This is a genomic window from Acinetobacter sp. GN11 (assembly GCF_054823985.1).
Genome location: NZ_JRVL01000048.1, coordinates 13,204 through 36,448 on the forward strand (window position 1 = coordinate 13,204; position 23,245 = coordinate 36,448).

The following is a 23,245-nucleotide window of genomic DNA, read 5'->3' on the forward strand; positions in this document are numbered from 1 at the left end:
TTGCGAGGTCAAAATGAAAAGTAGTGATATTGCAAATGTAATCATCATGGTGGCCTTCTTTATTTGCATGGCTGTAATGAAGGTGTACGGAAATTAGTGAGGTCAAAATGGAATTCCGACAAGTTGTTAAGAACCATTGCGACATCAACTATGTAACTAATTATCTTAATAAGAATCACGCAGAAGCGGCAATTGAAGGAAAGCCGTTAGTCGTATTGATCGCACCTCAAGAGAAAGACAGGTCTAAGGCTCAAAACCGCTTGTACTGGATGTGGCTTCATACTTGGAGTGCTAAGCAGGGAACAGACAAAGACTACGAACATCTGTTCTTTAAGAAAAACTTCTTAGCAAAAATCTATGATCGCGATGACGTTGGCCAATACAAGAAAACATTCAAAGCTGTTAGAGAGTTGAAGGATTCTAAACATCCACTCTACCAAGATGTAGCAAGTGGCCTATGCGAGCTAATGAGCACTACAGATGCAAGCACAGCTCAATTCACTGAATACCTAAACGACATTCACGCATTCTGCAATAAAAACGGGTGTTATTTGGAAACGCCTGATGATCTTAAGTATGTGTTGGAGTAGCAATGAATCAATATCACTGGGTTGAATTGGGAACAACAAAGCCGCTTTACACTGTATTTGCTAAAACTGAAAAGCAAGCAATGTCAAAGTTAAGAAAATATTTAGCCAAAGTTGGCAAAGAAAAAATCGAATTAGCAAGAGTTATTGAATAGAGGCACCTATGGAAGAACAAATCAAAGGCGCAGAACCTTTAGAGAACGAGCGTCATGAAAAGTTCTGCCAAGCATTATTAGCAAGTCCTCAGTTCAGTATTACTGATGCTGGCATTGCCGCTGGATACAAACATCGTCAGAACTCTTGGGATGTTTATAAGATTCCAAAAGTACAAGAACGTATCAAATACTTGAAATCAATGCTCATGGAAGAATTGGGTGTTGATCAGCTTTATGTTGTTAGAAATCTCCGAAACATTGCCGAGCGTTGTATGCAAGCTCAGCCAGTACTTGATCGGGCTGGTGATCCGGTGTTGATTCTGGATGATGAAGGCGAGTTAAAAGCAGCCTACAAGTTTGACTCAGCAGGAGCTATTAGAGCAAATGAACTGCTTGGCAAACACACAGGTATGTTTAATGACAAGATTCAACATGAGCACAGCGGCTCAGTTGATATGAATTTAAAGGTGGTATTCGAAGATGATGGAGAAGCGAGTACCTAGTAAATTCAAGCCACTCTACAAGCACCTTGCAACTAATAAATTATTCTATGTATTTCATGGTGGCCGTGGTGGTGGTAAGTCATGGGAAATTGCAGACTTCTTATTAATTGAAGGCGCTCAAAGAAAGCACCGTATCTTATGTTGTCGTGAAATTCAGAAGTCAATCAAACAGTCTGTACACAAGCTCTTATCTGACCGGATTGTTTCTCTTGGCTTGGAAAGCTTCTACCAAATCCTTGATACTGAAATACGTGGGCAAAATGGCACAGAGTTTTCATTCTCTGGTCTACAAAATCATACTGTGGATTCTGTTAAGTCCTTTGAAGGTGCAACAATTACATGGATTGAAGAAGCCCAAACTGTAAGCGGCTATTCTTTGAAAATCCTGATTCCTACAGTAGTTCGTACTCCTAACTGTATGATCATCATGTCCATGAACCCTAAGCTGCCAAGCGATGCTGTTTATGCAGATTATGTGACAGTTAATCGAGATGACACATTGGTTGTTCAGATCAATTACACAGATAACAAGCACTGTCCGGAAGACTTAATCAAGCTTGCTGAGCAGATGCGTGATACTGATTACGATGAATATGAGCATATCTATCTAGGTAAGCCGAAAGAAATCGCAGATGGTGCAATCTACAAATCTGAGTTTGAGCAAATCAAGCGTGAAAACCGCATCTGCAAAGTACCTCATGATCCTAACTTGCTTGTTTATACATCTTGGGACTTGGGGATTCTTGATCCAACATCTATTTGGTTCTTTCAAGTCTACGGCAAAGAGATTCGTGTCATTGATCATTATGAGGCTAACAATGAGCCTCTGTCACACTATGCACGCATTCTGGATGAGAAAGCTAAAGAGCATGGCTATAAGTATGGCAAACACTTTGCACCTCATGATATCGCAGCACGTGACCTTTCAAGCGGTGTAAGCCGTGAAGAAACTATGGCTAAGCTTGGGTACAAAATGACTAAGGGGGCAAGACTTGGTGTTGAAGATCGAATCGAAGCAACACGCCAAATGCTCAAAAACGCATGGTTTGACGCTGAGAAATGCAAGTTTGGTGTCAGAGCATTACAAAACTACAGGCGCGAGTTTAACGACAAGCTAGAGCAATTTAAGGCTACTCCTGTGCATGACTGGGCATCACATAGCTCGGATGCGTTCGGAGAAGGCGCACTAAACATTAATAAGATGTGCGAGCCGACTAAATCAGCACCACCTCCACCTAAAGCCGCTTCATCTTGGATGGGATAAAATGGATAAAGACGAAAAAGTCGATAAAGACAAAATTGATATTCTCGCTCAAGCAAAGAAGTTTCGTTACGATGCACAAGACTATTGGAATGAAATTTATTGCCAAGGTCGAGAAGATAAAGAGTTTGTGACTGTAAAAGGTGCTCAGTGGGAACATGGTGCAATAGAAAAGCGTAAGCAAGAAGGTAAGCCCACTTTAGAGTTTAACCTTGTGCATACATATTGCCGCCAACAGGTGAACACTCACAAGCAAAACAGACCACAAATCCAAGTTGTACCGGTTGATGATGGTGCTGATGAAGATATGGCTAAGGTTCTAGGTGGTTTAATCAAGGACACTGAAGAATCAAGCAACTTTGAAGATGTAAATGACATTGCCGTTGAAAATGCTGTTTATAGTGCAGTTGGTTTCATTCGCATCACGGCTGATTACATTCATGAAAAGAGCTTTAATCAGGAACCAAAGTTCAAAGCAGTACATAACCCTGAAGCAGTCCTAATTGATCCGCTATCACGCGAAATGGACGGTTCAGACATGAGCAAAGCGCTTGTGTGTGAATGGGTGTGTAAAGACACTATCGAAAAGCAGTATGGCAAAGATGCTGTATCTGATTTTGAAATGGATGGTATCGAGAACTGGTTCAATGAAACTGAAAATACGGTGCTGATTGCTGAGTACTTCTATAAAGACGAAGTTAAAGACAAATTAGTGATGCTGGAAGATGGTACTACTGATTTTAGAACCGTCTTACTTCAAAGTTTCAGTGAAGAGGATTTAAAAGCATTCACTGTTAATGAGCGCGATACAACACGTACTGAAATTAAATGGGCTAAGTTATCAGGCTGCAAAGTTCTTGAAACTGGAGTATTCCCTGGCAAGTACATTCCGATTGTACCAGTCTATGGCGAAGTGATTTGGATTGGCGATAAGCGACACATCTTCTCACTAGTCCACTTTGCAAAAGATCCACAACGACTTTTCAACTATTGGAAGTCTACTGAGGCGAATATCCTTCAGAAGAACCAAGATGAATTATTGGTGGTGGATGAGCAAGCCATACAAGGGATTGAAGAATGGGAAAATCCATCAAGATATAAACATCTTCGCTACAAGTACATGGATGAGCAAGGAAAGCCGCGTCCAGCTCCTGCCAAAATTGGCTCAGCACAAGTTCCAGTCGGCATTTTGAATGCTTCAGAATCTGCAAAGGGTTTGATTGCAGATACCCTGAACATGCATGCTCCGCAAATGGGGCAAGATGTTAACCAACAATCAGGCCGTGCAATTGGCTTATTGCAGCGTCAAGGTGAAACTTCTCAATTCCACTTCCAAGACAATGACAATAAGTCTATTCGTCAATGTGGGCGCATTCTGTTGGGGTTATTTCCTGTTTACTATGACACTCCTATGGTTCGTCGCATTATTGGGTCAGATGGTGAGTCTGAGATGGCTAGGCTTAATGCCAAACCTCAAAATGAAGATGAACTCGCTAAAGCTATTGATGGAGTCTTAAATGACATGTCAATCGGTCGCTATGATGTTCGTATGGACACAGGACCATCATTCAATACTCAGCGTGAGCAGTCATTCCAGTTAATGATGCAGTTAGCCCAGTTTGCACCGAATATCATGCAAGCTGCTGGTGACTTAGTAATTAAAGATTCACCACTCTTGAATGCTAAGCAAATCGCAGAGCGTGTGAAGAAGATGATGCCGCCACAAGTGCTAGAAGAAGGTCAAATCAATCCGGAGCAAGCTAAAGCACAAATCACACAGCTTGATCAACTTGTACAGCAGCTTACTGGTGAGCTTGAAGTTCTACAGAAACAAGTGCAAGACAAAGTAGAAGACCGCAATCTTGAATTGCTTAAAGCACAAATCAATGCTGAGAAAGATTTGCAAGTAGCACAAATCAATGCTGCTAGCCGTGCAGATGTTGAGGAGCTAAAAGGTACAGTTGCTTTACTTAAAGAGCAAATTGGACTCAATCAACTTCCTCAGCAATGGCTAACACAAGGTGAATCAATTCCTGATTATGCAGTTGACCCACCACAACAAGATTATCCGCAGCAAGGTGTGTATGAGCCACCACCTCCGCAAGCGCCAAGCATTCAGAACCCTGCCGAACAGCAGGGTTTTTTAATGCCTGAAGAAACGGTTCAACAACAAGACTTCGCTCCTAGTCCTGATCAGACTGGGGAAGGCGCACAACTGATCGAAGGTGATTTATTGCCTAATTTGGAGCAACAAAATGGACCAGAATTCTGATACTCAAGACGTCGTTGGAACCACTGCAACGGAAAATACAAGTGCAGAAAGTCAAGAGCCAAATTCCCCAGAAACAGAAACTCAGGAACCTGAAGCAGGTGAGCTAGATGAAAATGGCGAACCTAAAAAAGAACCTGAAAAGCCAAAGCGGAACCGTGCACAAGAGCGTGTAGAGCAAGCTGTTAAACGTGCTTTAGAAGCTGAGCGAAAACTCAAAGAGTATGAAGCCCAGAAAGAAGCGCCTAAAGGCGAAGCTAAGCCAGCTAAGCCACTAATCGAAGATTTTGAATCATATGAAGAATGGACTAAAGCCCATGATGAATATGAAGAAAAACTAGATGAATGGAGAATTAGTGAGGCTGAGCGTCGCATTAGTGAGAAGCAAGGTAAAACCAAGTCAGAAGAAGCTAAAACGCAGCGTCAAGCTGAGTTTGAGTCTGCAATGGCTGAGTTAGAGGATGAAGGCTACGATGCAACCGCATTAAACCAGAAGCTCGAAACTTTACCACCACTTCCATTAGATCTAAATGAATTTGGTTTGAGCGCAAAAGAAACCTTAATTGTTGCAGCCAAATTGATTGAAGACACAGATCTCTGGATGGACCTTTCACAAATGACCGCAGTTCAAGCTGCTCGAAAAATTGGACAAGAGATTGATAAACACATTTCTAAGCCAACGCCACCTCCTGTTTCAAAAGCTCCACCACCAATAAAACCTGTCCAAGCAAATGCGCCATCAGCGAGAGATCCATCAAACATGAGTGACTCTGAATGGCTGGCTTACCGAAACAATCAACTTAAATCTAAAAAAGCGAGATAAATAGATGGCTAACCAATTTCAAAATATGACGGAATACACTCGTGAATTTGGGCGTATTCTTCATAACAAATTAACTTTAATTCCTCGTGTAACTCATGGTTATGATGACCGTTATGCGAAAACTGGGGCAAAGATTGGCGATACTTTAAAAATTCGTCTTCCTAACCAATATTCAGTTAGTACAGGGCGTGTGGCTGTGCCGCAAGATGTTGTGGATTCATCTGTAGATCTGAAGGTAAACAAGCGCTATAACGTTGCTACTCAAATCGACACGCAACAATGGGCTTTAAGCCTAAATGATTGGTCGCAAGAAGTAGCGACACCAGTTGCAACCCGTATTGCTGCTGAAGTTGAAAAGGACATGTTCCTTGATGTGGTTTGTGAAACCTATAACCAAGTAGGCACACCAGGAACCAACCCTTCAACTATGGCGACATATTTGGCTGTAGGGCAACGACTAGATGAATACTTATGTCCTATGGATTCTGATCGTTCCTTGATTATTTCTCCTGCGGCAAACGCTGCGGCTGTTGACACATTCAAAGGCTTATTCCAGTCTTCAGAGCGTATTGCGGATCAGTATGAGCGTGGTGCAATGGGCCAAGGTCTAGGCTTTGAATTCTATCGTTCAGGTCTTGTTGCAACAATTACTACTGGTAACAAAACTACTGGTGTGACTGTTTCAGGTGCGAACCAAGCAGGCTCAACACTGTTAGTTGGTGGTTTAACAGCTGGTGACACATTCAAGCGTGGGCAAGTGTTTACAATTGCGGGCGTTAAGGCAATCAACCCAGAAACCAAAACTGCTTACAGCTATGATCAACAGTTCGTTATCACTGCGGATGTGACTGCTTCTGGTGCTACTGCATCATTAAGTATTGCACCTCCAATTAAACTTGGTAGTTCTACTGGTGATGTTAACGCACGTGACACAGTGAACTCGTTACCTGCGGCAAGTGCTGCACTTACTTTTGAGGGTGCTGCTAGCTCAACGTATCGTGTTGGTCTTGGCTTCCATAAAGAAGCAATTGCCTTTGCAACTGCGGATTTAGTTCCTTTGGATGGTATTAACAATTCTTCTGCAACGATTGAAGGCCTTCGTGTTCGTATTGCCCGTGGTTCAGATATCTTGCAGGACTACAACCTTGCGCGTTTTGATATTCTGGCTGGTTGGAAAGTTATCCGTCCAGAGTTTGCAACACGCTTAGCGTTAGCTAACTAATACCAAATTGACGACAAATGCCCGCTTTATGCGGGCGTCGTCATTTTTGGAGGATTGAAATGTCAAATGAATACCCAAAGATGCTCTACAAGGGCGACAAAGTTAATTTTGAATACACCACTGCCAATTCAGTAGAACATGAAGAAGATTTAAAAGAAGGTGGTTGGATTGAACATCATGAGTTGGAAGAGCCAGTAAGTATTGGTGAGACTGATGATTCAGCAGACGACGTAAAAGAAATTGATTTGGATGCTTATGTTCTGGTTGAGCAGTTTGATGAAGTGTCAGGAAAGCTCATTGAGGCAGAAGAGCAACTTGCGGCGGCAAAAAGCGAATTCCATTCGCGTATTAATGATCTTCAATTAGAAAAGCAAAAACTTGAAGAAGAGTTAAATGCATTACCTGCTGCCACAGGCGTTCCGCAAGAAGTTTATGACGCTGTTTATCAAGAGCGTGAACAACTCCTTAAAGAAAATGCCACTCTCCAATATTCTGCAATGGATGCTACTGAGCTGAAGGCTGTTTTAGAGGAGAAAGGCATCAAATACGGCTCACGTGATGGTAAAGACGTGTTGGTAAAACTGGTGCTAGACAGTGAATACAACCCTCAAGACGAAGAATGAACTACTCATTCAAGCATTAATTCTTGAAGCATGGACCAGAGGAAGAAATGAACGCAAGCAAAATCGCAGAAAATGCAATGAAGCATCTCGGAATCTTGGCTAGTGGTGAAAGTGCTTCAGGTGATGAATTGATGGATGTAATAGAAGCCCTAGAGGGGCTTCTTGCACAATGGGCTACAAGTAAGTTGTATGTTTACAAAGCCAATCTCTTAACATTTGAGCTCACTAAGGGCATTGGTACTTACTACATTGGTGTGGTTGATGATAAGTGCTGTAATTACCAAGTTACTTGCTGTGATGAGGTCGTGACGTCACTGCCGGACATTGAATCAGAGATTTCAATGATTTCTGATACTGCTTGGCTGGATGATAAAGAAATCAAAATCATCCGTGATTTGAATAACACTTCCAATAGTCGCTATGTGCCTGTGTGGTATCGCAAAGACTATCCAAATTGGGAGTTCCATGTTTTAGAGTCAGCAAAAACGCTAATTCTAAAAACCTATACGCTGCCCCACAAATTAAAGCCAAAAGATGAGCTTCAGTTCCCACCAAATTACAAGCGACCTCTAGAGCTAACATTAGCTTTAGAAATTGCCCCAATGTTCGGGACTGACCCTCCTGTGCGTTTAATTCAAAACCAAGACAATGCAATTGAAATGCTTAAATCAAGCAATTCAGTTCCAGCCTATTCAAGCAATGATTTACCTGTAGGAGTTAGATGTTATGGCGAGTACCATCATTGATATTCCTATTGTTGGGCAAACCTATCACTTAAAAGATTGGGCAGTTGACTGCCAACGCACACTAAACCTTTTCCCGCAAGTAGTTGAAAGTGGAAATGCGCCACAGGTTGCCGCATTACTTCCAACATCTGGCTTAGTAAAAAAGTTTGAGTTTGATAGTTATATCCGCGGCTTATATGCCATGAGCGACCGATTCTTGGTAGTTGCGGGTCAGAGACTTTTATCAATCCGATCTGACAATACTGTTAAAGATTTGGGTGAAGTCACAGGAATTGGCCGAGTTTACTTTGCTGATAACTCTGTTCAAGTAATGATTGTAAGTAACAACACCTACAGTTTTGACCTTAAAACTAGTGCATTAACAAAGCTTGAGCTTGGAGATTTCTTTGGGGCTTCAGACGTTACTGTACTTGATTCACGATTTATTTGGACTGTTCCTCAATCTGGCCGAATTCAATGGTCAGATCTACTGTCAACTAAAACCACTGCATTAAGTTACGCCACTGCCGAAGCTAAATCTGACAATCTTGTCCGGACAATTGAAAACAACGGTCTACTTTGGCTTATTGGTGAAAGAACTACAGAGATATGGGGTTCTACTAATAACAAGGACTTGCCATTTCAGCGCATGGGTGGTGGTGTAATTAAAACAGGCTGTGTTGCTCCAGCATCTGTTTGTCAGTTTGGTAGTAGTCTTGCATGGGTAACTAGAACAGAGCATGGGCAGGGTCAGATAGTAATGACAGAGGGATATTCAACCACAAGAATATCTAACCATGCTATCGAAACCGATATCACTAGTTATCACAACATACAAGATGCCTACGGATTTGCATATCAAGAAAATGGGCATGCGTTTCTTCTGATGACATTCCCAAGTGCTAAAAAGACGTGGTGCTACGACGACTCAACCAAAATGTGGCATGAGCGTAGTTATTACAATCCTAAGACCTACGAGCATGAGCATCATCGCGCTTTTGTGCATTGCTTTTTTAGCAGCATGCAATTAGTAGGTGATCGCCAAAACGGCAAGATCTATCAGCTCACTCAAAACAGTAATACTGATGACGGGGAAACAATCGTTCGTGAACGAATTACACCTGTCGTCAACCCAACTACAGATCGCTGGATCTTCCGTCATTTAGAAGTTTTAGCCCAAGTTGGTCAGGAAACAAATACAAAACCTCAAATCATTTTAGATTGGTCAGATAACCGAGGTCGTACTTGGTCTTATTCACGACAAATGGATTTAGGCGGAATTGGCGAATATGACAAGCGATTGATATTTAAGCGACTTGGACAGTCATTTAATCGTGTTTTCCGCTTGAGGTTTACAGATGCTTCAAGAATTGTAGTGCTTGGAGCAAAAGCAAAGGTGAGCCAATGAACTTAGAACCTCCTTTCCAGCATCCAATGTATATAAATGGGCAGATGACACAACCTTGGCGGGCCTATTTTGATCAAGTCACTAAGTTGCTAATCAAATTAAATGAGGCAAGTAATCCATGAAGCACTTCCAAAAGATTGATGAAGGGATTGATGTCTCAACCTTAATGAAAGAGTTGGATGCTAATCCTGATTTATGGGATGCAAACAATTTACGTAGAACAGCAAAAAGCACACCGCACTCCCAGATGTCAGATATTTGGGTTCGCTACAACGATGTGAAGCCATATTTAGATGCAGAAGATTTAACAGGCTTCAATGATCCTCATTTACCAGTCTGGTATCCAGCTTTTGAAGAACTACCATCATTAAAACCAATCATTTTTAAGCTAATGGCAATGGTTGAGGGGGAAATGCTTGGTGGAGTTCTGATTACTCGTATTCCTCCTAATCACGGTATAGCTCCACACACTGATTCAAGTTGGCATGTTGATTATTTCGATAAGTACTACATAAGCCTGCAAAGCGAAGAAGGTGCAAACTTTTGTTGTGAACATGATGGAATTGCAGAGTGTTTGAATCCAAAAGTTGGTGATTGCTGGCTATTTGATAACCATAAAAAACACTGGGTTGAGAACAATAGTAATAAGGATCGCATAACACTCATTGTTTGCATCCGGACACAGAGAGAAAAAGCAAGATGATTAATTTAAAAGAGATTTACGACTTAGATCAAATTGAATTTGTGCCGGTTGCTGAAGGTGATGCACCTGAAGAAAATTCAGAAATTTACATTGCTGACAACATCTTTACTAAGCAGATGCATATCAAGCACGAAGGGATGTTTATTCCTCAGCACTCACATTCATATGAGCATATGTCGATGCTTGCGCATGGTTCTGTACGCGTTTGGCAGGATGGCGTCTTTACTGGTGATTATGAAGCTCCTGTGGGAATTAAGATTCCTGCAAATGTAAAGCACACTTTTATGAGTCTTGAGCCAAACACAATAATTTACTGCATCCACAATATTTCACGATCAGGTGAAGTTGATGTGAATGAAGAGCATCACTTGTTGGAGGTTTAATTATGCCATGGGCCGCAGCAGCTGCGATTGGTGGGGCAGCATTATCATCTGCCGCATCAAGTAGTGCAGCAAGAAAACAAGCAAAAAGTGCAGATGCAGCAACACAAGTTCAAAAGGATATGTATGACCAGACTCGTAAGGATTTAGATCCTTATCGAGAAGCGGGTAGCACTGCATTGGGTCAATTAATGGGCCAGATGGGTGAAAATGGGTACTTCAACCAGACATTCAATGGTCAAGATATCTATGATGATCCATCCTACAAATTCAGATTAAATGAAGGCTTAAACTCCGTCCAATCAGGTGCCGCATCACAGGGTGGTTTACTGAGTGGAGCAACCCTTAAAGCTCTAAATAACTATGGTCAGGACTTTGCCAGTCAAGAGTATTCCAATGCATACAATCGCTTTAATGCAGATCAAACCAACCGATATAACCGTCTAGCTAATTTGGTGGGTGTTGGTCAGAACGCAGCAGCACAGACTGGTAATGCTGGCTTACAAACAGGGCAAGCTATTGCTAATAACACAATGGCAGGTGCTAATGCTTCAGCAGCAGGAACAATTGCAAGCGGCAATGCTTGGGCTAATGCTGCTCAACAGCTTGGAACACTTGGCTCGGCTTATATGAATAATAGGAAGGCAGGAGTAACCTAATGGCTATCGATCCGTCTATTCCATTGCAAGCTCGCGGAGTTGATGCAATTCAGATGCTTGCCGATGGAGATAAATTATCTCAGTTATGGCGTCAACAAAAGTCAGATCAAGAGCTAAACCGCATCTACAATGAGTCACAAGGTGATGTAAACAAGATGCTTAGTCTTGGTCAGCAATCGCCTTTAGCTCGTCTTATTGTTCCTCAAATCCAAGCACAGCAAATGGCAACGCAGAAGAACGCGCTTGAAATGCTTAAGTCACAAGCAGAGATTGGGAAAACTAATAGTGAATCCACAAAAAATAATGCCCAAGCAGGTGGGTACACATTGGATAACTCTCAAAAAAAGTTTGGGGCTATACAGGGTGTTTTTCAGCAGGCTGCTATGACGGGGGATAAAGGTCAAGTCTTGCTTGGGCTTGATGCTCTTCAAAGATCTGGTGCAATTTCGCCAGAAGATTATGCTCACAACTTTTCCATTATTCAGGCAATGACGCCAGAAGATGTGAAAAAGTATGCAGGTGGTATCGCATTTTCTAACAAAGACACTGCACCATATTTATATCAAACCAAGAACAACGAAGCAGACAACTCTACTTCAATTGCAAACAACATCCGAACGACAGATGCATCACGATATGCAACTGACACCTCAGCGTCTACAGCTGACAAAAACCGAGCTCAAGACAAAATTCTAGCAGAACAAAAGATTGCTTTAGAGCGCGGTGAATTTGAGACAATGACTGGAACTGATGGTAAAGCTTATGCGGTTTATCGTAATGGACAAGTCGAACCCTTGCTGCTTAAAAGCGGTGAGGCATTTACTCCTCAGCCTAAAGGTAATAGTGGACAGCCAAAATTAAGTGATAAAGCACTTCAATTAGTCAACGATTTGAATGTCCAGCTCTCTACAGCTAGTCAAAACTCTGGCAAGATTAATGGCCTTATCAGTGATGTGCAAAGCGGGCGATTGAATCTGAGTGCAGCTAACCAGTTGGGTGCGAGAGCCAAAAATATGATTGGCTTATCTGATGAAAATAGCCGTGGAGTTGAGAACTTCCAGACAGCTTTAAACCAAGCAGTTAATGATGTTCTTATGATGGCTAAAGGTACGCAGACAGAGGGTGATGCTAATCGTGCAGCTCAAGTAATTGCAGCAAACCCACCGCGCGATAATGCAGCAGCATTACAAGCATTACAACGACTAGCCGCAGTTCAAAATAATACTGTTGCTGTTCTAAATCAGAATATTAATGGTATCTATGACAACTACGGATTGCCTCGTTCGCAAGGTGCTACTAAACAGACAGCTCAAGCAGGTGCCAACCAAGCCAAATTGAACAATATTCTGTTTGGTAAATAATTGTGCTATAAATTCCCTCATCACGGTGGGGGAACCTATAAATGAAAAAGACTTTCATAACTATATTATCTGTAATATTTTTTTCTGGATGTGCTAATAATTTTACAGAAACATACAAGCCTTATGATGGATTAAAAACATTGTCTCCATTGGACAAAAAGGAAAGCATTGAGATAATTGATGTAAAAGAAAATCCAGACGGGCTTAAGAAGATCCTTAGAGAGGGGTTTTCACCTATTGGAAGTTCCAAATTTGTTGCAAGAGATATGTCCCAGCAAATTGTAGACATAGAGAAACAAGCTAGAGCGATTGGGGCTAAAGTTGCTATCTTAGAAAAAAAAGATGCTGGAAGTGGAACAATAGTTCAGCCATATGTGGCCCCAACTCAAGTAACCTCAACTACCAATTTGCATCAAAATATTTATAGCAATAAGGGGTATTTAGGAAATATAAATGGCAATTCGACCACATCAAGTTATGGTACAAGTACTCAATATGTTCCAGTACATGTGAATTATAAAGAATACATTGTTACTTACTATTCCAAGACTCCAAATAATATTGGGCTTTACGTCGATGACCTTAGTGACAATGAAAAACAGTTAATCGGCAGTAATACTGGTGTTAAAGTAATTGCAGTAATTGATAATTCTCCTGCATATTTTGGAGATATTTTACCTAATGACTTAATTTTAGAAGTAAATGGAAATAAGTTAACTGGGGCAAAAGGATTCAATAAGGTTAATGGCGAAATATCAAAAGGCAAAGTTGATTTAATGATCTTAAGAAGTTCTAAAGTGATTAGCAAACAAATTGAATTAAATTAATTTCTTTATGAAATTACAGCCGCCTTCGGGCGGTTTTTTATTGCCCGAGGAAAAGTTATGGCATCAGTTCAAAATTACATGCAGCTACTAAACAACCCTAATGCTAGACGTATGCTTGATTTGATTGCTAGTGCTGAGGGCGTTAGTCATGGCTACAACACTTTGTTTGGGAATCAAAAAGTTGATGATCTATCAGCACATCCAAACATAAGAAAAGCCTTTAAACAAACTGATGGAACTACAAATTACACAACAGCCGCTGGTAGGTATCAATTTCTAAAAGGCACATGGGATGGATTGCAAAACCAACTTGGGCTTAGGGATTTTTCGCCACAGTCTCAAGATATTGGTGCACTTGCATTGTTAGCTCAAAATGGTGCTCTTCCTTATGTTCTTAAAGGTGATTTTGGCACCGCAATTAAAAAGTCTGGTAGCACTTGGGCTTCATTACCTTCATCGCCCTATGCCCAAAATAAGCGGTCTTGGGGCTTTATAAATAAAGAGCTTGGAGCAGACTATCAGCCAGAAAGCCGCTATTTAAATCAAGATCAAATTGCCAAAGTTCTGCCTCAGTTGGGTAAGTCCAACAATCAACCATCACGCTATTTATCCAACGATCAGATTGCAAAAGTATTACCTCAGATTGCAAATAAACCACAACAAGATAATGGACGTTACTTATCTGCCGAACAAATTTCCCAAGTTTTGCCACAACTGAGTAGAGGTTAAAATGGCTAGTCAAAAAGATATCTCAACTCGAATTGCAGACGCAAAAAAAGAAGGCTACACAGACGAGCAGATCTACTCAAGCCTAGCTTCCAATGATGGATTTGGTAAGCGCATCACAATGGCAAAGAAAGAAGGATTTTCAGATGCTCAAATTGCACAAAACCTTGGCTTAAATTTGCAAAAGGATTTAGGTCAACAGCAACCCATTCAAGTTTCAGCAACTCGACAGCCTTTTGATTGGCAAGCTGCTCAAAAACAAGCTATGCAAAAACAAGCTAAGGCGGCTGGCCCTACACATTTTTGGGAGTCAGCATTACTAGGTGCTTCTGACCTTGGTGCTGGTGTTGTTCAAGGCTTTGCTTATGCTGGCGATAAGCTAGGCCAAGGTCTGAATGCCACGCTGGGAACCAACTTTGACACAGGGTCTTATGATCGTTTTACAAATCAACGTAACGACATTCAAGACTTTCATCAAGCACGACGACAACAGGCTGGGCAAGGCTATGATGTAGCACGCTTAGGTGGTCAAATTGCTGCTACTGCTCCATTAGGTGCATTGGGACGTGGCTACCAAGGAGCAGGTATCCTTTCAAAAGCTGGTGCAGGTGTTGCAGCACAGAATGCAGCAGTTGGTGCGGCTATTGGAGGTGCTGGCTTTGCTGAAAATGGCAAGCAACGACTAGAAAATGCAGCATTAGGTGGAATTGGTGGTGCGGCGGGTGCAGCAATTGGAGAAAAGGTTGGACAGGGCATCTCTAAGGTTGCTAAATCAGTTAAGAATGCAGGAGCTAAAACAGCTCAAGCAACAGCCCAAGCCATTGATAAAAACCTTGATGATGCTTTGCGCCAACAAGGTATGTCTCTCAGTGATTTATCTGATGATGTTGTAAGAGGATTACGCAAAGAAGCTACAGACGCTTTGAAGGCTGGCAAAAACCTTAACCCTCAGGCAGTGGCTAGAAAGGCTGTTCTTGATCAGGTAGGAATTAAAGGCACAAAAGCACAGGTGAGTGGGAATGCTCAGCAATGGCAAAAAGAAGCTGAACTAGCAAAGATCCAGAATGTTGGTGCACCGTTACGGGAAAAGTTTATAGAAGATAATAAGCAATTGGCAAATTTGCTTAATGTCGCAACTTCTCGAACTGGTGGTAAAGCAGTGGATCAAATGGGAGCCATGCAGGGAGTTGTAAGCTCACTTGGTGGGCAGCTTGATCAGAACAAACAATTCATTAATGCAGCCTATAGCTCTGCTAGAAAAGCACCAGGCAATGATGTTCTTATTGATGGGGCTGGATTGGCTAATGATGTATTCACTCGACTTGATGATCAGGCTTTAATGTCCTATTTGCCTTCAGATATATCAAAAAAGATTGTCGATATCTCCAAGAACCCTGACAAATTCACCTTAAAAAAAGGTGAGGAGCTTATTGGAATACTAAATGACCATTTCAAAAGCTCTTTTCAATTAGGGCAACCAACATCCACAACAAGAGCACTTGGTACAGTACGTGAAGCATTGGATGGAAGAGTTCAAGAAGCTATGAGTGGAATATTAACTCAGGGCAGTAATGATGCGGCTCAAGCATACCAGTTTGCGAGGCAGGCATATAAATTTAATGCAGACCAAACAAATGCTATTCCTCTACTACAGAACATTAGAAAGGGTGTTGAGCCTGACAAACTCTTTAGTAAGCATATTCTTAATGGCAATGTTAATGAGCTTGAAAAAACTATTGAACTGTTGAACAACGTAAATCCCCAATCAGTGGCAGATATCAAGCAACAGGCTCTAGAGTTTATTGCGGGTAAGGCTATCAATCAGAATGGTCAATTTAGCCCTGCGGGTATGAAACGTGCTCTTGATGGGATTGGAGATAGAAGATTGTCAGTGTTGTTTGAGCCTTCAGAACTAAAGAACATTAAGAACATTAGTAAAGCTGGTGAATATCTAGTTACACAGCCAGCCCATTCTTATGTAAACAATTCTAATACTGCGTCAGCAAACATGAACCGTTTAATGGACTTTTTTGGTAATTCAAAAGTTAAAGCGGTATTAAATCTACCTTATCTTAAAAATTATGTAGTTGATCCAGTCGCAAACTATGGGAATAGTCGAGCTGTTAACAACTCACTCCGTCCAGATGTTTCAGGTGCACCAATTCCTCCAAAACCACCAACGCCACAAGAACAAACCCTAATAGATCGGTTGGTCCAAGCGGGTTTGCTTGGTGGCGCAGGCTCAACAAGACAGTAAAACTTAATCAATCTCACGACCTCCTTCGGTAGGTTTTTTATTTGAGGTCCTTTATGTACCCATTAATGACCAATGTCACAGCGCAGTTTGTTGATGACTACGGAAAGCCTGTGGCAGGTGGAAAGGTTTGGACTTATGAGTCTGGCACTACAAACCCAAAGACCACTTATGCAGATCCAGACGGGACATCAGCAAACACTAATCCTGTAATTCTAGATGAAGCAGGCCGTGCAAATATCTATCTTGAAGATGGGGCTTATCGGGTTCGGGTTTTATCCGCTGATAATGTTCTGATTGCAGACGTAAACAAGTTATCCCGTTATGTCACAAGTACTGAATTGGATGAGTTTATCCAGCAAGTACAAGATGGCCTTGATGAGCTGAATCAGGTTAAAGAATCGCTCACCACCATTGTAGAACAAGAGATTCAATCACAAAAGGGTGTTGCAGGTGGTTTAGTTCCGCTGAATGAAAGCGACAAGATTGATCCTCTATATATCACGAAGAGCGATGCCCTTGATCTTGATGACACTAATACTTTAGCCACATCAAAGGCAGTTAAAGCACTTCAAGACACAAAGCTTAAGAAAGCAGATCTAGCAACAGGTACTGCTCCTATTTTCGCAGCACGTGCGATGGGTTCTTTCTCTGGAACAGCAACAAAAATAGGTACAGGTGGTAATTTTAAAGCTGTCACCCGTATTGGATTGGGAAATTTTGAAGTTGAGCTTGATACCGCTATGCCAGATGCGAACTATCGAGTTTTTCTCACAGCTTCAAATAATGGTGGGTCAGCAGCGCAAAGCGCAAGTATCGATTACTCGTTTACTCAAACAACTACAAAGTTCCGAATAGTTTGCACATACGGTGGCGACAACACCCTTGGCAAATTTGATCCAGATCGAACCGATTTCCTAGTTATTTAACAACCACCGAAAGGTGGTTTTTTTATGGGTGCAAATCAATGGCAACAGCTTTGACATCTCAATACACACGCTTCACTGACCGTTGCAATAAAGTCTTGGCTGGTGGCGTTGTAAAAACCTTTGAACCAAATTCATTAATACCAAAGATTACTTATCAAGATCCGTTAGCGACAATTCCGAACCTACCTGAAGTAATTCTTGATTCAACTGGGCGAGCTCAAATTTATCTGCTCGGCGATTATCGAGTGCAAGTCTACAGCAACGATGGCACCTTAATTGAAGATAACTTGCTAGTAGAACAAGCCGTGGTTCAGCGTGATTTCAATGAGCTATCACAAGATGTTCAAGAGCAGGTTGACGCAGCAATAGCAACGATTCAGCCTGCTGTTGATGAAGCTGTAGCTAATTCAGGGAACATGATTGGTGCGGCTGATAAAGCTGCTCTAGATCTAATTACTACTAAGCCAGTTGGTCAGCAAGCAATGTTAGATAACGGTGATATCTATCGCTGGAATGGCACAGCATGGATCTTTACAGGTCTTAACTATTTAGGATTGATTAACAGTCTTATTCGTAGCACTGATGCAAGCATTCCGCCATTAATATTGGTTGATGACAAAGGATGGTATTACGGTGCTTGTTATACCGATGGTTCAGTAGAAACACCGTTATTCAAAATAGACAATTCCTATCCAGATGGTTTTATCGTTCTTGATGAAAAGGGATGGGTCTTACTAGAGCAAACAACATCAACGAACTTCACAAAAGACTGGTCACAGAAGAAGTTCTTGCTGTTTGGTGACTCAATCACAGAAACATCAAATGTAGAAGCGGGGATTTATAATTCTTTAGCATTCCGCCAAAACTGGTTCCTGTATGCATATGCAATGCTTGAGGTTAAAGATTTCAATAACATGGCGCGTTCTGGTGCTTCTTATCGTGAATATGTTGGTCAATTAAATTGGCAGAAAATTAGCTATCAGGTAAGCACCGCCATAAGTACAGGATTCACTCCTGACATCGTTGTAATAGCATGTGGTACTAATGATGGTATAGACAATCTTGGCGATTATGACACAGCAATGAGTAAAAACATTGTTGACTTAAATATGTCACTAACCGCTGAAGCTCTGAGAAAGAACCTTTATACAATTTCTCAAGCATATCCAAATGCAAAACTATTCTCATGCTTGCCTTTGCAACGTGCAGACGCTGAAACATCTACACGGCAACCGCTTCTAGACCTAATCCGCAAAATGTCAGGTCGCTATGGGTTCACTGTAATCGATTGCCATAACGAGACTGGGATCGTCAAAGACTTTGAAATCTGGAACGCATCAGGACGAGATCTTGTTGATGGGCTACATCCAAAAAACACAGGTCAAATAAAACAAGCCAAAACTATTTCCGCAAAAATTAAATCTAATTACCAGTTGCAAGTGGGGTAAGTCATGCCAGCAATTATCGTTAAAGGAAACTACCGAGACAAAGCGATTCGGTTCTTACCTCCAAATACTACAAATCTTCTGTACTGGGGTATGTACGGCAAAGATGTAGGATTTACTACTAAAAACCATAAAGACGGATCAACAATCACAGCAATTGGTGCTCCTGTTTATCCAAATAACTACTATGCAACATTTAAAGGTGGAACCAATTATTTAAAAACAAATGTCATTCAGGTTGCGAATATGACATTTATTTGTGCCTTTAAAGTGGACACAGAAGTTGCAATTGATTTGATTTCAAATTACGCATCACCAGGGCAAGGTGGAACGCCTGCAAGTGTCCGTGGATGTGGCTTGGAACTACAAGTCGCACCGGCTGGTGATAACAAACTAAATATTATTGTGAATGGTAGTGTGAATATTGGTGGTACAGATACCGCAGCACCTTCAACGATCATTGGTAGTTATACGGTTGGGACATGGTGTTGTATCGCTGGCACTGTAAATAGCACAACTGGTGTGAGAACCATTTACAACCTTACAGCAGGCACTTCACAAGCACAGACAAATACTAACCCTATTGCATTAGGTACAGCTGCATTGCAGATCGGCAGTAAATTAACAACACCTACTACTAATGATGTCTCGATCTTATTTAGTGGGATCTATGGCGATGTTAAAACATTTCCAGAATTGCAATCAATTTATAACACCATGAAGGCTGTAGTAGCTGATTATGGCTATCCAATCTAACTAAACACCATAAGCCCTAGCAGTCGCTAGGGTTTTTTATTTGCCTGAATTTAGGGGGACACTCATGCAAGAGCATGAAAAAGTTGCACTTCAATTAATCTTAATGGGAGTAGTAATTGCTATGGCAAAGGTACTCGTAAGCACAGAAAAACATACATGGCGTGTTGTATTGGGTCGGGCGATATTAAACGGCTTCACAACGCTTGGCGCTGGCGGTGTATTAATCTGGATATCAGATTTAAGTATGTTGGGAGTTCTTGGATTAGGTGCATTTCTAGGGACATTAGGTAGCCAGTTTGTAGAGGCGCAGGCAAGTAAGTTTGTAAAAGACAAGGTAAAGCCTAATGAAGATCAGTAATGTAGGAATCAATTTAATATCAAGCTTTGAAGATACTCGAATCAAAGCTTATGACGATGGTGTTGGAGTCTGGACCATTGGCACAGGCACCACAATTTATCCAAATGGCTTTAAGGTTAAGAAAGGCGATACTTGCACACCTGAGCAAGCTAAGGCCTACTTTAAACACGACTTGGCTAAATTTGAAAAGACTGTAAATGAATCGGTCACTGTATCTTTAACTCAAAATCAGTTTGATGCTTTGGTATCGTTGACTTACAACATTGGTTCAGGTGCTTTTAAGAATTCAACTTTGCTTAAATTGCTAAATAAAGGTGACTTATTGGGCGCTGCTGATCAATTCCTTGTCTGGAACAAAGCAGGTGGAAAAGTTATGAAAGGTTTAGTTCGTCGCCGAGAAGCAGAGCGTGCACTCTTTTTAAAGAAGTAACTATGAAATGAAGGCTTACTTATTAATCTTAGGTAAGCCTTCCCAACTAAAATAATTCTGTGTTAGTTTGTCTCTTGTCATTGACCAACCACGGTTAGGCAACCTACAGCTACCCACAGCAATTTTATGCTTTCCAAACTTCTCGACTACTTGTTCAATGGTTGTCATTAAATTCTCGTCCTTTTCGACCTTATTCCAATCTGTTAGCAGATCGTAATTAAAGGTATCTTTAGGCTCCAAGCCTGTCAAAATAACCCCGCATTTCTTATATTCAATTCCCCGCGCATATAGATGCCTCATTAGAAAAGTGGCTATCTGCACCATTGTTAAAACATTATCAGTTGGTACGCCTACTGGAAAAGTATGTGACCTATTAAAGAAAGGTCTATGCTTATCGAAGGGATTTGATTGAGCAAAAACAATAATACATCCACACAGTAATCTGTCTTTTCTTAACCGGACCACAGCATTTTGCATATAGAGCGAAACAGCTTCTTGTAGGTCTATGAGCTCAGTAACTCTTTGCCCGAATGATTTAGAAGAGATGATCTGCTTTTTACTTGGTGGTGAATGTTCAATCTCAATGCAAGATATTCCTTGCAGCTCATATACAGTTCTAGCCATCACAATAGAAAAGTGTTTCTGCATCTCTCTAGGCTCGGTGCAAGCTAGATCTAATACAGTATGAATGCCCATGCCATTTAGCTTTTTACTATGTTGTCTTCCCACGCCCCAAACTTCACTGACATCGATAGATGATAAGTACGATTCTTTGTTGCAAGGATCCATTGCAACTAAATTACACACACCATCAAACGCTTTATTCTTCTTGGCAATGTGATTTGCAATCTTTGCTTCAGTCTTTGACCTGCCAATTCCAATGCATACTGGAAGACCAATCCATTGCCATATCCGGGCTTTCATATTTTGACAGTAGGTTGTTAAATCATAATTAGCAAAATAAGCTGTTAGATCTAGAAAGCATTCATCAATAGAGTAAACCTCCTGTTCACCCTCAGCTACATAGTGTCTTAGAATGCTCATGAATCTTTTGCTCATTTCAGCATAGACACTATAGTTACTTGAAAGCACTACAACATTATGTCTTTCTACAATGTCTCGAATCTGAAAGAGGGGAACACCCATTTTAATTCCAAGGTCCTTTGCTTCTTGTGATCTGGCTACTGCACAGCCATCGTTATTCGAAAGCACAATAACGGGCCGGTTATTCAGTTCAGGCTGAAATACGCGTTCACAACTGACATAACAGTTATTCACATCGACAAGTGCGAAGATTCGCTCTCTCATGATTATCTTGAAAACGTTACAAATTCAAAATAAATGGTAGAGCTGAGCCTGAATAAATTCAAATTTAAAAAACTGTGGATAAATAAGCACTAGTCACAACTTGTCGCAGTGATTAGTGCATTTGGTCGGAAATTAGTCTTTCCAGCTATCTACAATGTCAGCCCAGTCTTGCAACATCTTGCGTCTGCTTTCTAAATACTTTGCATGGTTGTATGTGGCACGGGTCTTATTGCCATCAGCATGTGCTAATTGTTTTTCAATCCACTTATCATCGTAATCCTTTTCATTTAACAATGTGGATGCAGTGGCACGGAAGTCATGAGCAGTAACATCAGACAGGCCAATGTAATCGAGCATTTTATTCATTGTGGTAGCTGAAAGCATTCCATCTTGATAAATGGCAGGAAATACATATTCACGATTACCAACTAGACTACGTTGCTCTTGAAGAATGTTAAAAACTTGATCAGACATAGGGACAATATGAATGCGTTTCTTTTTCATCATCTCTTTGGGGAATGTGATAGTTCTAGCATCGAAATCAACATAATCCCATTTCATACGTCGAATCTCGATAGTCCTAAGCATCGAGTAGAGCATTACAAGTCCAGCATTTCTAACTGTATTAGAACCACCATAATTATTTAATTTATTTCTAAGTTGTGCAGCCTCATGCTTTTCCATAGGCCGTGCATGTTGAATTTCAGGCCGTTCTACAACGTTCTTCACAGCATAGGTTGGATCATAGTCGGCTCTAAGGGTGGCGATTGCATAACGCATGACACCGCCAATAAAAGTACGGTTTTGGATCGCGGATACTTCACCTGTACCATGATTCTTTTGACGCTTAACTCGTGCAATCGTTTTTTTCATAATTGTCAAAACGTCTGCTGAGTTAACTTCTTTAATATCCTTATCGCCAATAACTTTTAAAATATCTTTATCTAGGGCACGTTGAAAAGCCTCTTTATACCTTTCTGATCGATTATTTAATTTTTCATTTTTATATTCTTCTGCTACATGCTTAAAGAGCACTCTATTCTCATACTCGTCATGTTTAGCCTTTTTTTGGTTTTCTTTATCTTCAACTGGATTTGTACCACTTGCAACTAATGATTTGGCTTCATCTCTTTTAGTGCGTGCTTCAGCTAAACCAACAATAGGATATTCACCCAAACTCATCATTTGAGTTTTTTTAAGCCACTGGAAACGATAGCGCCAATACTTCTTTCCATTGGGTTTAATTTCGATACATAACCCGTCCGAATCACCAATTCGATAAAGCTTTTCTTTTGGTTTTGCACTTCTGATTTTTGAGTCGCTTAACATGGAATCTTGAGTATCCAATTGTGATTTTTAGAGTCATACTCAAAATGATACTCAAGATTGGTGATTTTGCATAGTTTGTCTAGATTTTCTTAGATTTGTCTTTTTAATAATTTTCAGTAATTTGCAGATTTATAAATTTTGTTAGATTTTTCTAGATTTGCTTAATGCTTCTTTTCGATCATTAGAAGCATTTTAGATTTAACT

Annotated in this window: 23 protein-coding genes and 1 pseudogene; 22 read left to right on the forward strand and 2 right to left on the reverse strand. The window is 40.9% G+C overall.

Features of this window, described 5'->3' with window-relative positions:
• Nucleotides 1–107: 107 nt before the first annotated feature.
• The 22 genes and pseudogenes from NL42_RS06165 to NL42_RS06270 all read left to right on the forward strand — a co-directional run.
• Complete coding sequence (locus NL42_RS06165; RefSeq protein ID WP_461312125.1) at nucleotides 108–590, forward strand: NinB/YbcN family protein; 483 nt, start codon at nucleotides 108–110, stop codon at nucleotides 588–590.
• A 2-nt stretch (nucleotides 591–592) separates the two neighbouring features.
• Nucleotides 593–742: a hypothetical protein gene (locus NL42_RS06170; protein WP_246900965.1), complete on the forward strand. Its 150-nt coding sequence runs from the start codon at nucleotides 593–595 to the stop codon at nucleotides 740–742.
• A gap of 8 nt (nucleotides 743–750) precedes the next feature.
• Complete coding sequence (locus NL42_RS06175) at nucleotides 751–1,245, forward strand: terminase small subunit (RefSeq protein WP_461312126.1); 495 nt, start codon at nucleotides 751–753, stop codon at nucleotides 1,243–1,245.
• Entirely contained in the window at nucleotides 1,223–2,509 is a 1,287-nt protein-coding gene (locus NL42_RS06180) for a PBSX family phage terminase large subunit (RefSeq protein WP_461312127.1), read from the forward strand. The genes NL42_RS06175 and NL42_RS06180 overlap by 23 nt, the downstream gene beginning before the upstream one ends.
• Before the next feature lies 1 nt (nucleotide 2,510).
• Nucleotides 2,511–4,778, forward strand: coding sequence for a portal protein (locus tag NL42_RS06185; RefSeq protein WP_461312128.1), 2,268 nt, complete (start codon nucleotides 2,511–2,513; stop codon nucleotides 4,776–4,778).
• Nucleotides 4,762–5,598 (forward strand): hypothetical protein, encoded by an 837-nt coding sequence (locus NL42_RS06190; RefSeq protein ID WP_461312129.1) that lies wholly within the window; start codon nucleotides 4,762–4,764, stop codon nucleotides 5,596–5,598. The genes NL42_RS06185 and NL42_RS06190 overlap by 17 nt, the downstream gene beginning before the upstream one ends.
• Before the next feature lie 4 nt (nucleotides 5,599–5,602).
• Nucleotides 5,603–6,820 carry a P22 phage major capsid protein family protein gene (locus NL42_RS06195; protein WP_461312130.1) on the forward strand — a complete coding sequence of 406 codons (1,218 nt, stop codon included), beginning with the start codon at nucleotides 5,603–5,605 and terminating at the stop codon, nucleotides 6,818–6,820.
• A gap of 59 nt (nucleotides 6,821–6,879) precedes the next feature.
• Nucleotides 6,880–7,443: a hypothetical protein gene (locus NL42_RS06200; protein ID WP_461312131.1), complete on the forward strand. Its 564-nt coding sequence runs from the start codon at nucleotides 6,880–6,882 to the stop codon at nucleotides 7,441–7,443.
• A gap of 47 nt (nucleotides 7,444–7,490) precedes the next feature.
• Nucleotides 7,491–8,189, forward strand: coding sequence for a hypothetical protein (locus NL42_RS06205; protein WP_461312132.1), 699 nt, complete (start codon nucleotides 7,491–7,493; stop codon nucleotides 8,187–8,189).
• Entirely contained in the window at nucleotides 8,170–9,576 is a 1,407-nt protein-coding gene (locus NL42_RS06210) for a packaged DNA stabilization protein (protein WP_461312133.1), read from the forward strand. The genes NL42_RS06205 and NL42_RS06210 overlap by 20 nt, the downstream gene beginning before the upstream one ends.
• Before the next feature lie 118 nt (nucleotides 9,577–9,694).
• Complete coding sequence (locus NL42_RS06215; protein WP_461312134.1) at nucleotides 9,695–10,279, forward strand: aspartyl/asparaginyl beta-hydroxylase domain-containing protein; 585 nt, start codon at nucleotides 9,695–9,697, stop codon at nucleotides 10,277–10,279.
• Nucleotides 10,276–10,662 (forward strand): cupin domain-containing protein, encoded by a 387-nt coding sequence (locus NL42_RS06220; protein WP_461312135.1) that lies wholly within the window; start codon nucleotides 10,276–10,278, stop codon nucleotides 10,660–10,662. Before NL42_RS06215 ends, NL42_RS06220 begins: the two co-directional genes overlap by 4 nt.
• 2 nt (nucleotides 10,663–10,664) lie before the next feature.
• The gene (locus NL42_RS06225) at nucleotides 10,665–11,318 is read left to right on the forward strand and encodes a DNA transfer protein p32 (RefSeq protein WP_461312136.1); all 654 of its coding nucleotides are present in this window, start codon (nucleotides 10,665–10,667) and stop codon (nucleotides 11,316–11,318) included.
• Complete coding sequence (locus NL42_RS06230) at nucleotides 11,318–12,679, forward strand: hypothetical protein (protein WP_461312137.1); 1,362 nt, start codon at nucleotides 11,318–11,320, stop codon at nucleotides 12,677–12,679. Before NL42_RS06225 ends, NL42_RS06230 begins: the two co-directional genes overlap by 1 nt.
• 41 nt (nucleotides 12,680–12,720) lie before the next feature.
• Nucleotides 12,721–13,506 (forward strand): PDZ domain-containing protein, encoded by a 786-nt coding sequence (locus NL42_RS06235; RefSeq protein ID WP_461312138.1) that lies wholly within the window; start codon nucleotides 12,721–12,723, stop codon nucleotides 13,504–13,506.
• A 57-nt stretch (nucleotides 13,507–13,563) separates the two neighbouring features.
• A complete protein-coding gene (locus NL42_RS06240) occupies nucleotides 13,564–14,235 on the forward strand; it encodes a glycoside hydrolase family 24 protein (protein ID WP_461312139.1) in 672 nt (223 codons plus the stop codon).
• Between the two features lies 1 nt (nucleotide 14,236).
• A complete protein-coding gene (locus tag NL42_RS06245) occupies nucleotides 14,237–16,489 on the forward strand; it encodes a hypothetical protein (RefSeq protein ID WP_461312140.1) in 2,253 nt (750 codons plus the stop codon).
• Nucleotides 16,490–16,542: 53 nt separating this feature from the next.
• Nucleotides 16,543–17,415 carry a hypothetical protein gene (locus NL42_RS06250; RefSeq protein ID WP_461312141.1) on the forward strand — a complete coding sequence of 291 codons (873 nt, stop codon included), beginning with the start codon at nucleotides 16,543–16,545 and terminating at the stop codon, nucleotides 17,413–17,415.
• A 38-nt stretch (nucleotides 17,416–17,453) separates the two neighbouring features.
• Nucleotides 17,454–18,863 (forward strand): SGNH/GDSL hydrolase family protein, encoded by a 1,410-nt coding sequence (locus NL42_RS06255; RefSeq protein ID WP_461312142.1) that lies wholly within the window; start codon nucleotides 17,454–17,456, stop codon nucleotides 18,861–18,863.
• A gap of 3 nt (nucleotides 18,864–18,866) precedes the next feature.
• Complete coding sequence (locus tag NL42_RS06260) at nucleotides 18,867–19,616, forward strand: hypothetical protein (protein WP_461312143.1); 750 nt, start codon at nucleotides 18,867–18,869, stop codon at nucleotides 19,614–19,616.
• A gap of 64 nt (nucleotides 19,617–19,680) precedes the next feature.
• Nucleotides 19,681–19,974 (forward strand): phage holin family protein, encoded by a 294-nt coding sequence (locus NL42_RS06265; RefSeq protein WP_063099252.1) that lies wholly within the window; start codon nucleotides 19,681–19,683, stop codon nucleotides 19,972–19,974.
• Nucleotides 19,961–20,404, forward strand: a pseudogene (locus NL42_RS06270) (lysozyme); the annotation flags it as partial. The gene NL42_RS06265 and the pseudogene NL42_RS06270, both read left to right, overlap by 14 nt.
• A gap of 15 nt (nucleotides 20,405–20,419) precedes the next feature.
• On the opposite strand, the gene NL42_RS06275 reads toward NL42_RS06270, so the two are convergent.
• Complete coding sequence (locus NL42_RS06275) at nucleotides 20,420–21,712, reverse strand: Y-family DNA polymerase (RefSeq protein ID WP_461312144.1); 1,293 nt, start codon at nucleotides 21,710–21,712, stop codon at nucleotides 20,420–20,422.
• Between the two features lie 132 nt (nucleotides 21,713–21,844).
• Entirely contained in the window at nucleotides 21,845–23,041 is a 1,197-nt protein-coding gene (locus NL42_RS06280; protein ID WP_461312145.1) for a tyrosine-type recombinase/integrase, read from the reverse strand.
• Nucleotides 23,042–23,245: the final 204 nt, after the last annotated feature.

What these genes read in the sequence shown, in the direction of transcription:
- NL42_RS06165 (WP_461312125.1), top strand. Translation starts at nt 108, where the DNA reads ATGGAATTCCGACAAGTTGTTAAGAACCATTGCGACATCAACTATGTA.
- NL42_RS06170 (WP_246900965.1), top strand. Translation starts at nt 593, where the DNA reads ATGAATCAATATCACTGGGTTGAATTGGGAACAACAAAGCCGCTTTAC.
- NL42_RS06175 (WP_461312126.1), top strand. Translation starts at nt 751, where the DNA reads ATGGAAGAACAAATCAAAGGCGCAGAACCTTTAGAGAACGAGCGTCAT.
- NL42_RS06180 (WP_461312127.1), top strand. Translation starts at nt 1,223, where the DNA reads ATGATGGAGAAGCGAGTACCTAGTAAATTCAAGCCACTCTACAAGCAC.
- NL42_RS06185 (WP_461312128.1), top strand. Translation starts at nt 2,511, where the DNA reads ATGGATAAAGACGAAAAAGTCGATAAAGACAAAATTGATATTCTCGCT.
- NL42_RS06190 (WP_461312129.1), top strand. Translation starts at nt 4,762, where the DNA reads ATGGACCAGAATTCTGATACTCAAGACGTCGTTGGAACCACTGCAACG.
- NL42_RS06195 (WP_461312130.1), top strand. Translation starts at nt 5,603, where the DNA reads ATGGCTAACCAATTTCAAAATATGACGGAATACACTCGTGAATTTGGG.
- NL42_RS06200 (WP_461312131.1), top strand. Translation starts at nt 6,880, where the DNA reads ATGTCAAATGAATACCCAAAGATGCTCTACAAGGGCGACAAAGTTAAT.
- NL42_RS06205 (WP_461312132.1), top strand. Translation starts at nt 7,491, where the DNA reads ATGAACGCAAGCAAAATCGCAGAAAATGCAATGAAGCATCTCGGAATC.
- NL42_RS06210 (WP_461312133.1), top strand. Translation starts at nt 8,170, where the DNA reads ATGGCGAGTACCATCATTGATATTCCTATTGTTGGGCAAACCTATCAC.
- NL42_RS06215 (WP_461312134.1), top strand. Translation starts at nt 9,695, where the DNA reads ATGAAGCACTTCCAAAAGATTGATGAAGGGATTGATGTCTCAACCTTA.
- NL42_RS06220 (WP_461312135.1), top strand. Translation starts at nt 10,276, where the DNA reads ATGATTAATTTAAAAGAGATTTACGACTTAGATCAAATTGAATTTGTG.
- NL42_RS06225 (WP_461312136.1), top strand. Translation starts at nt 10,665, where the DNA reads ATGCCATGGGCCGCAGCAGCTGCGATTGGTGGGGCAGCATTATCATCT.
- NL42_RS06230 (WP_461312137.1), top strand. Translation starts at nt 11,318, where the DNA reads ATGGCTATCGATCCGTCTATTCCATTGCAAGCTCGCGGAGTTGATGCA.
- NL42_RS06235 (WP_461312138.1), top strand. Translation starts at nt 12,721, where the DNA reads ATGAAAAAGACTTTCATAACTATATTATCTGTAATATTTTTTTCTGGA.
- NL42_RS06240 (WP_461312139.1), top strand. Translation starts at nt 13,564, where the DNA reads ATGGCATCAGTTCAAAATTACATGCAGCTACTAAACAACCCTAATGCT.
- NL42_RS06245 (WP_461312140.1), top strand. Translation starts at nt 14,237, where the DNA reads ATGGCTAGTCAAAAAGATATCTCAACTCGAATTGCAGACGCAAAAAAA.
- NL42_RS06250 (WP_461312141.1), top strand. Translation starts at nt 16,543, where the DNA reads ATGTACCCATTAATGACCAATGTCACAGCGCAGTTTGTTGATGACTAC.
- NL42_RS06255 (WP_461312142.1), top strand. Translation starts at nt 17,454, where the DNA reads ATGGCAACAGCTTTGACATCTCAATACACACGCTTCACTGACCGTTGC.
- NL42_RS06260 (WP_461312143.1), top strand. Translation starts at nt 18,867, where the DNA reads ATGCCAGCAATTATCGTTAAAGGAAACTACCGAGACAAAGCGATTCGG.
- NL42_RS06265 (WP_063099252.1), top strand. Translation starts at nt 19,681, where the DNA reads ATGCAAGAGCATGAAAAAGTTGCACTTCAATTAATCTTAATGGGAGTA.
- NL42_RS06275 (WP_461312144.1), bottom strand. Translation starts at nt 21,712, where the DNA reads ATGAGAGAGCGAATCTTCGCACTTGTCGATGTGAATAACTGTTATGTC.
- NL42_RS06280 (WP_461312145.1), bottom strand. Translation starts at nt 23,041, where the DNA reads ATGTTAAGCGACTCAAAAATCAGAAGTGCAAAACCAAAAGAAAAGCTT.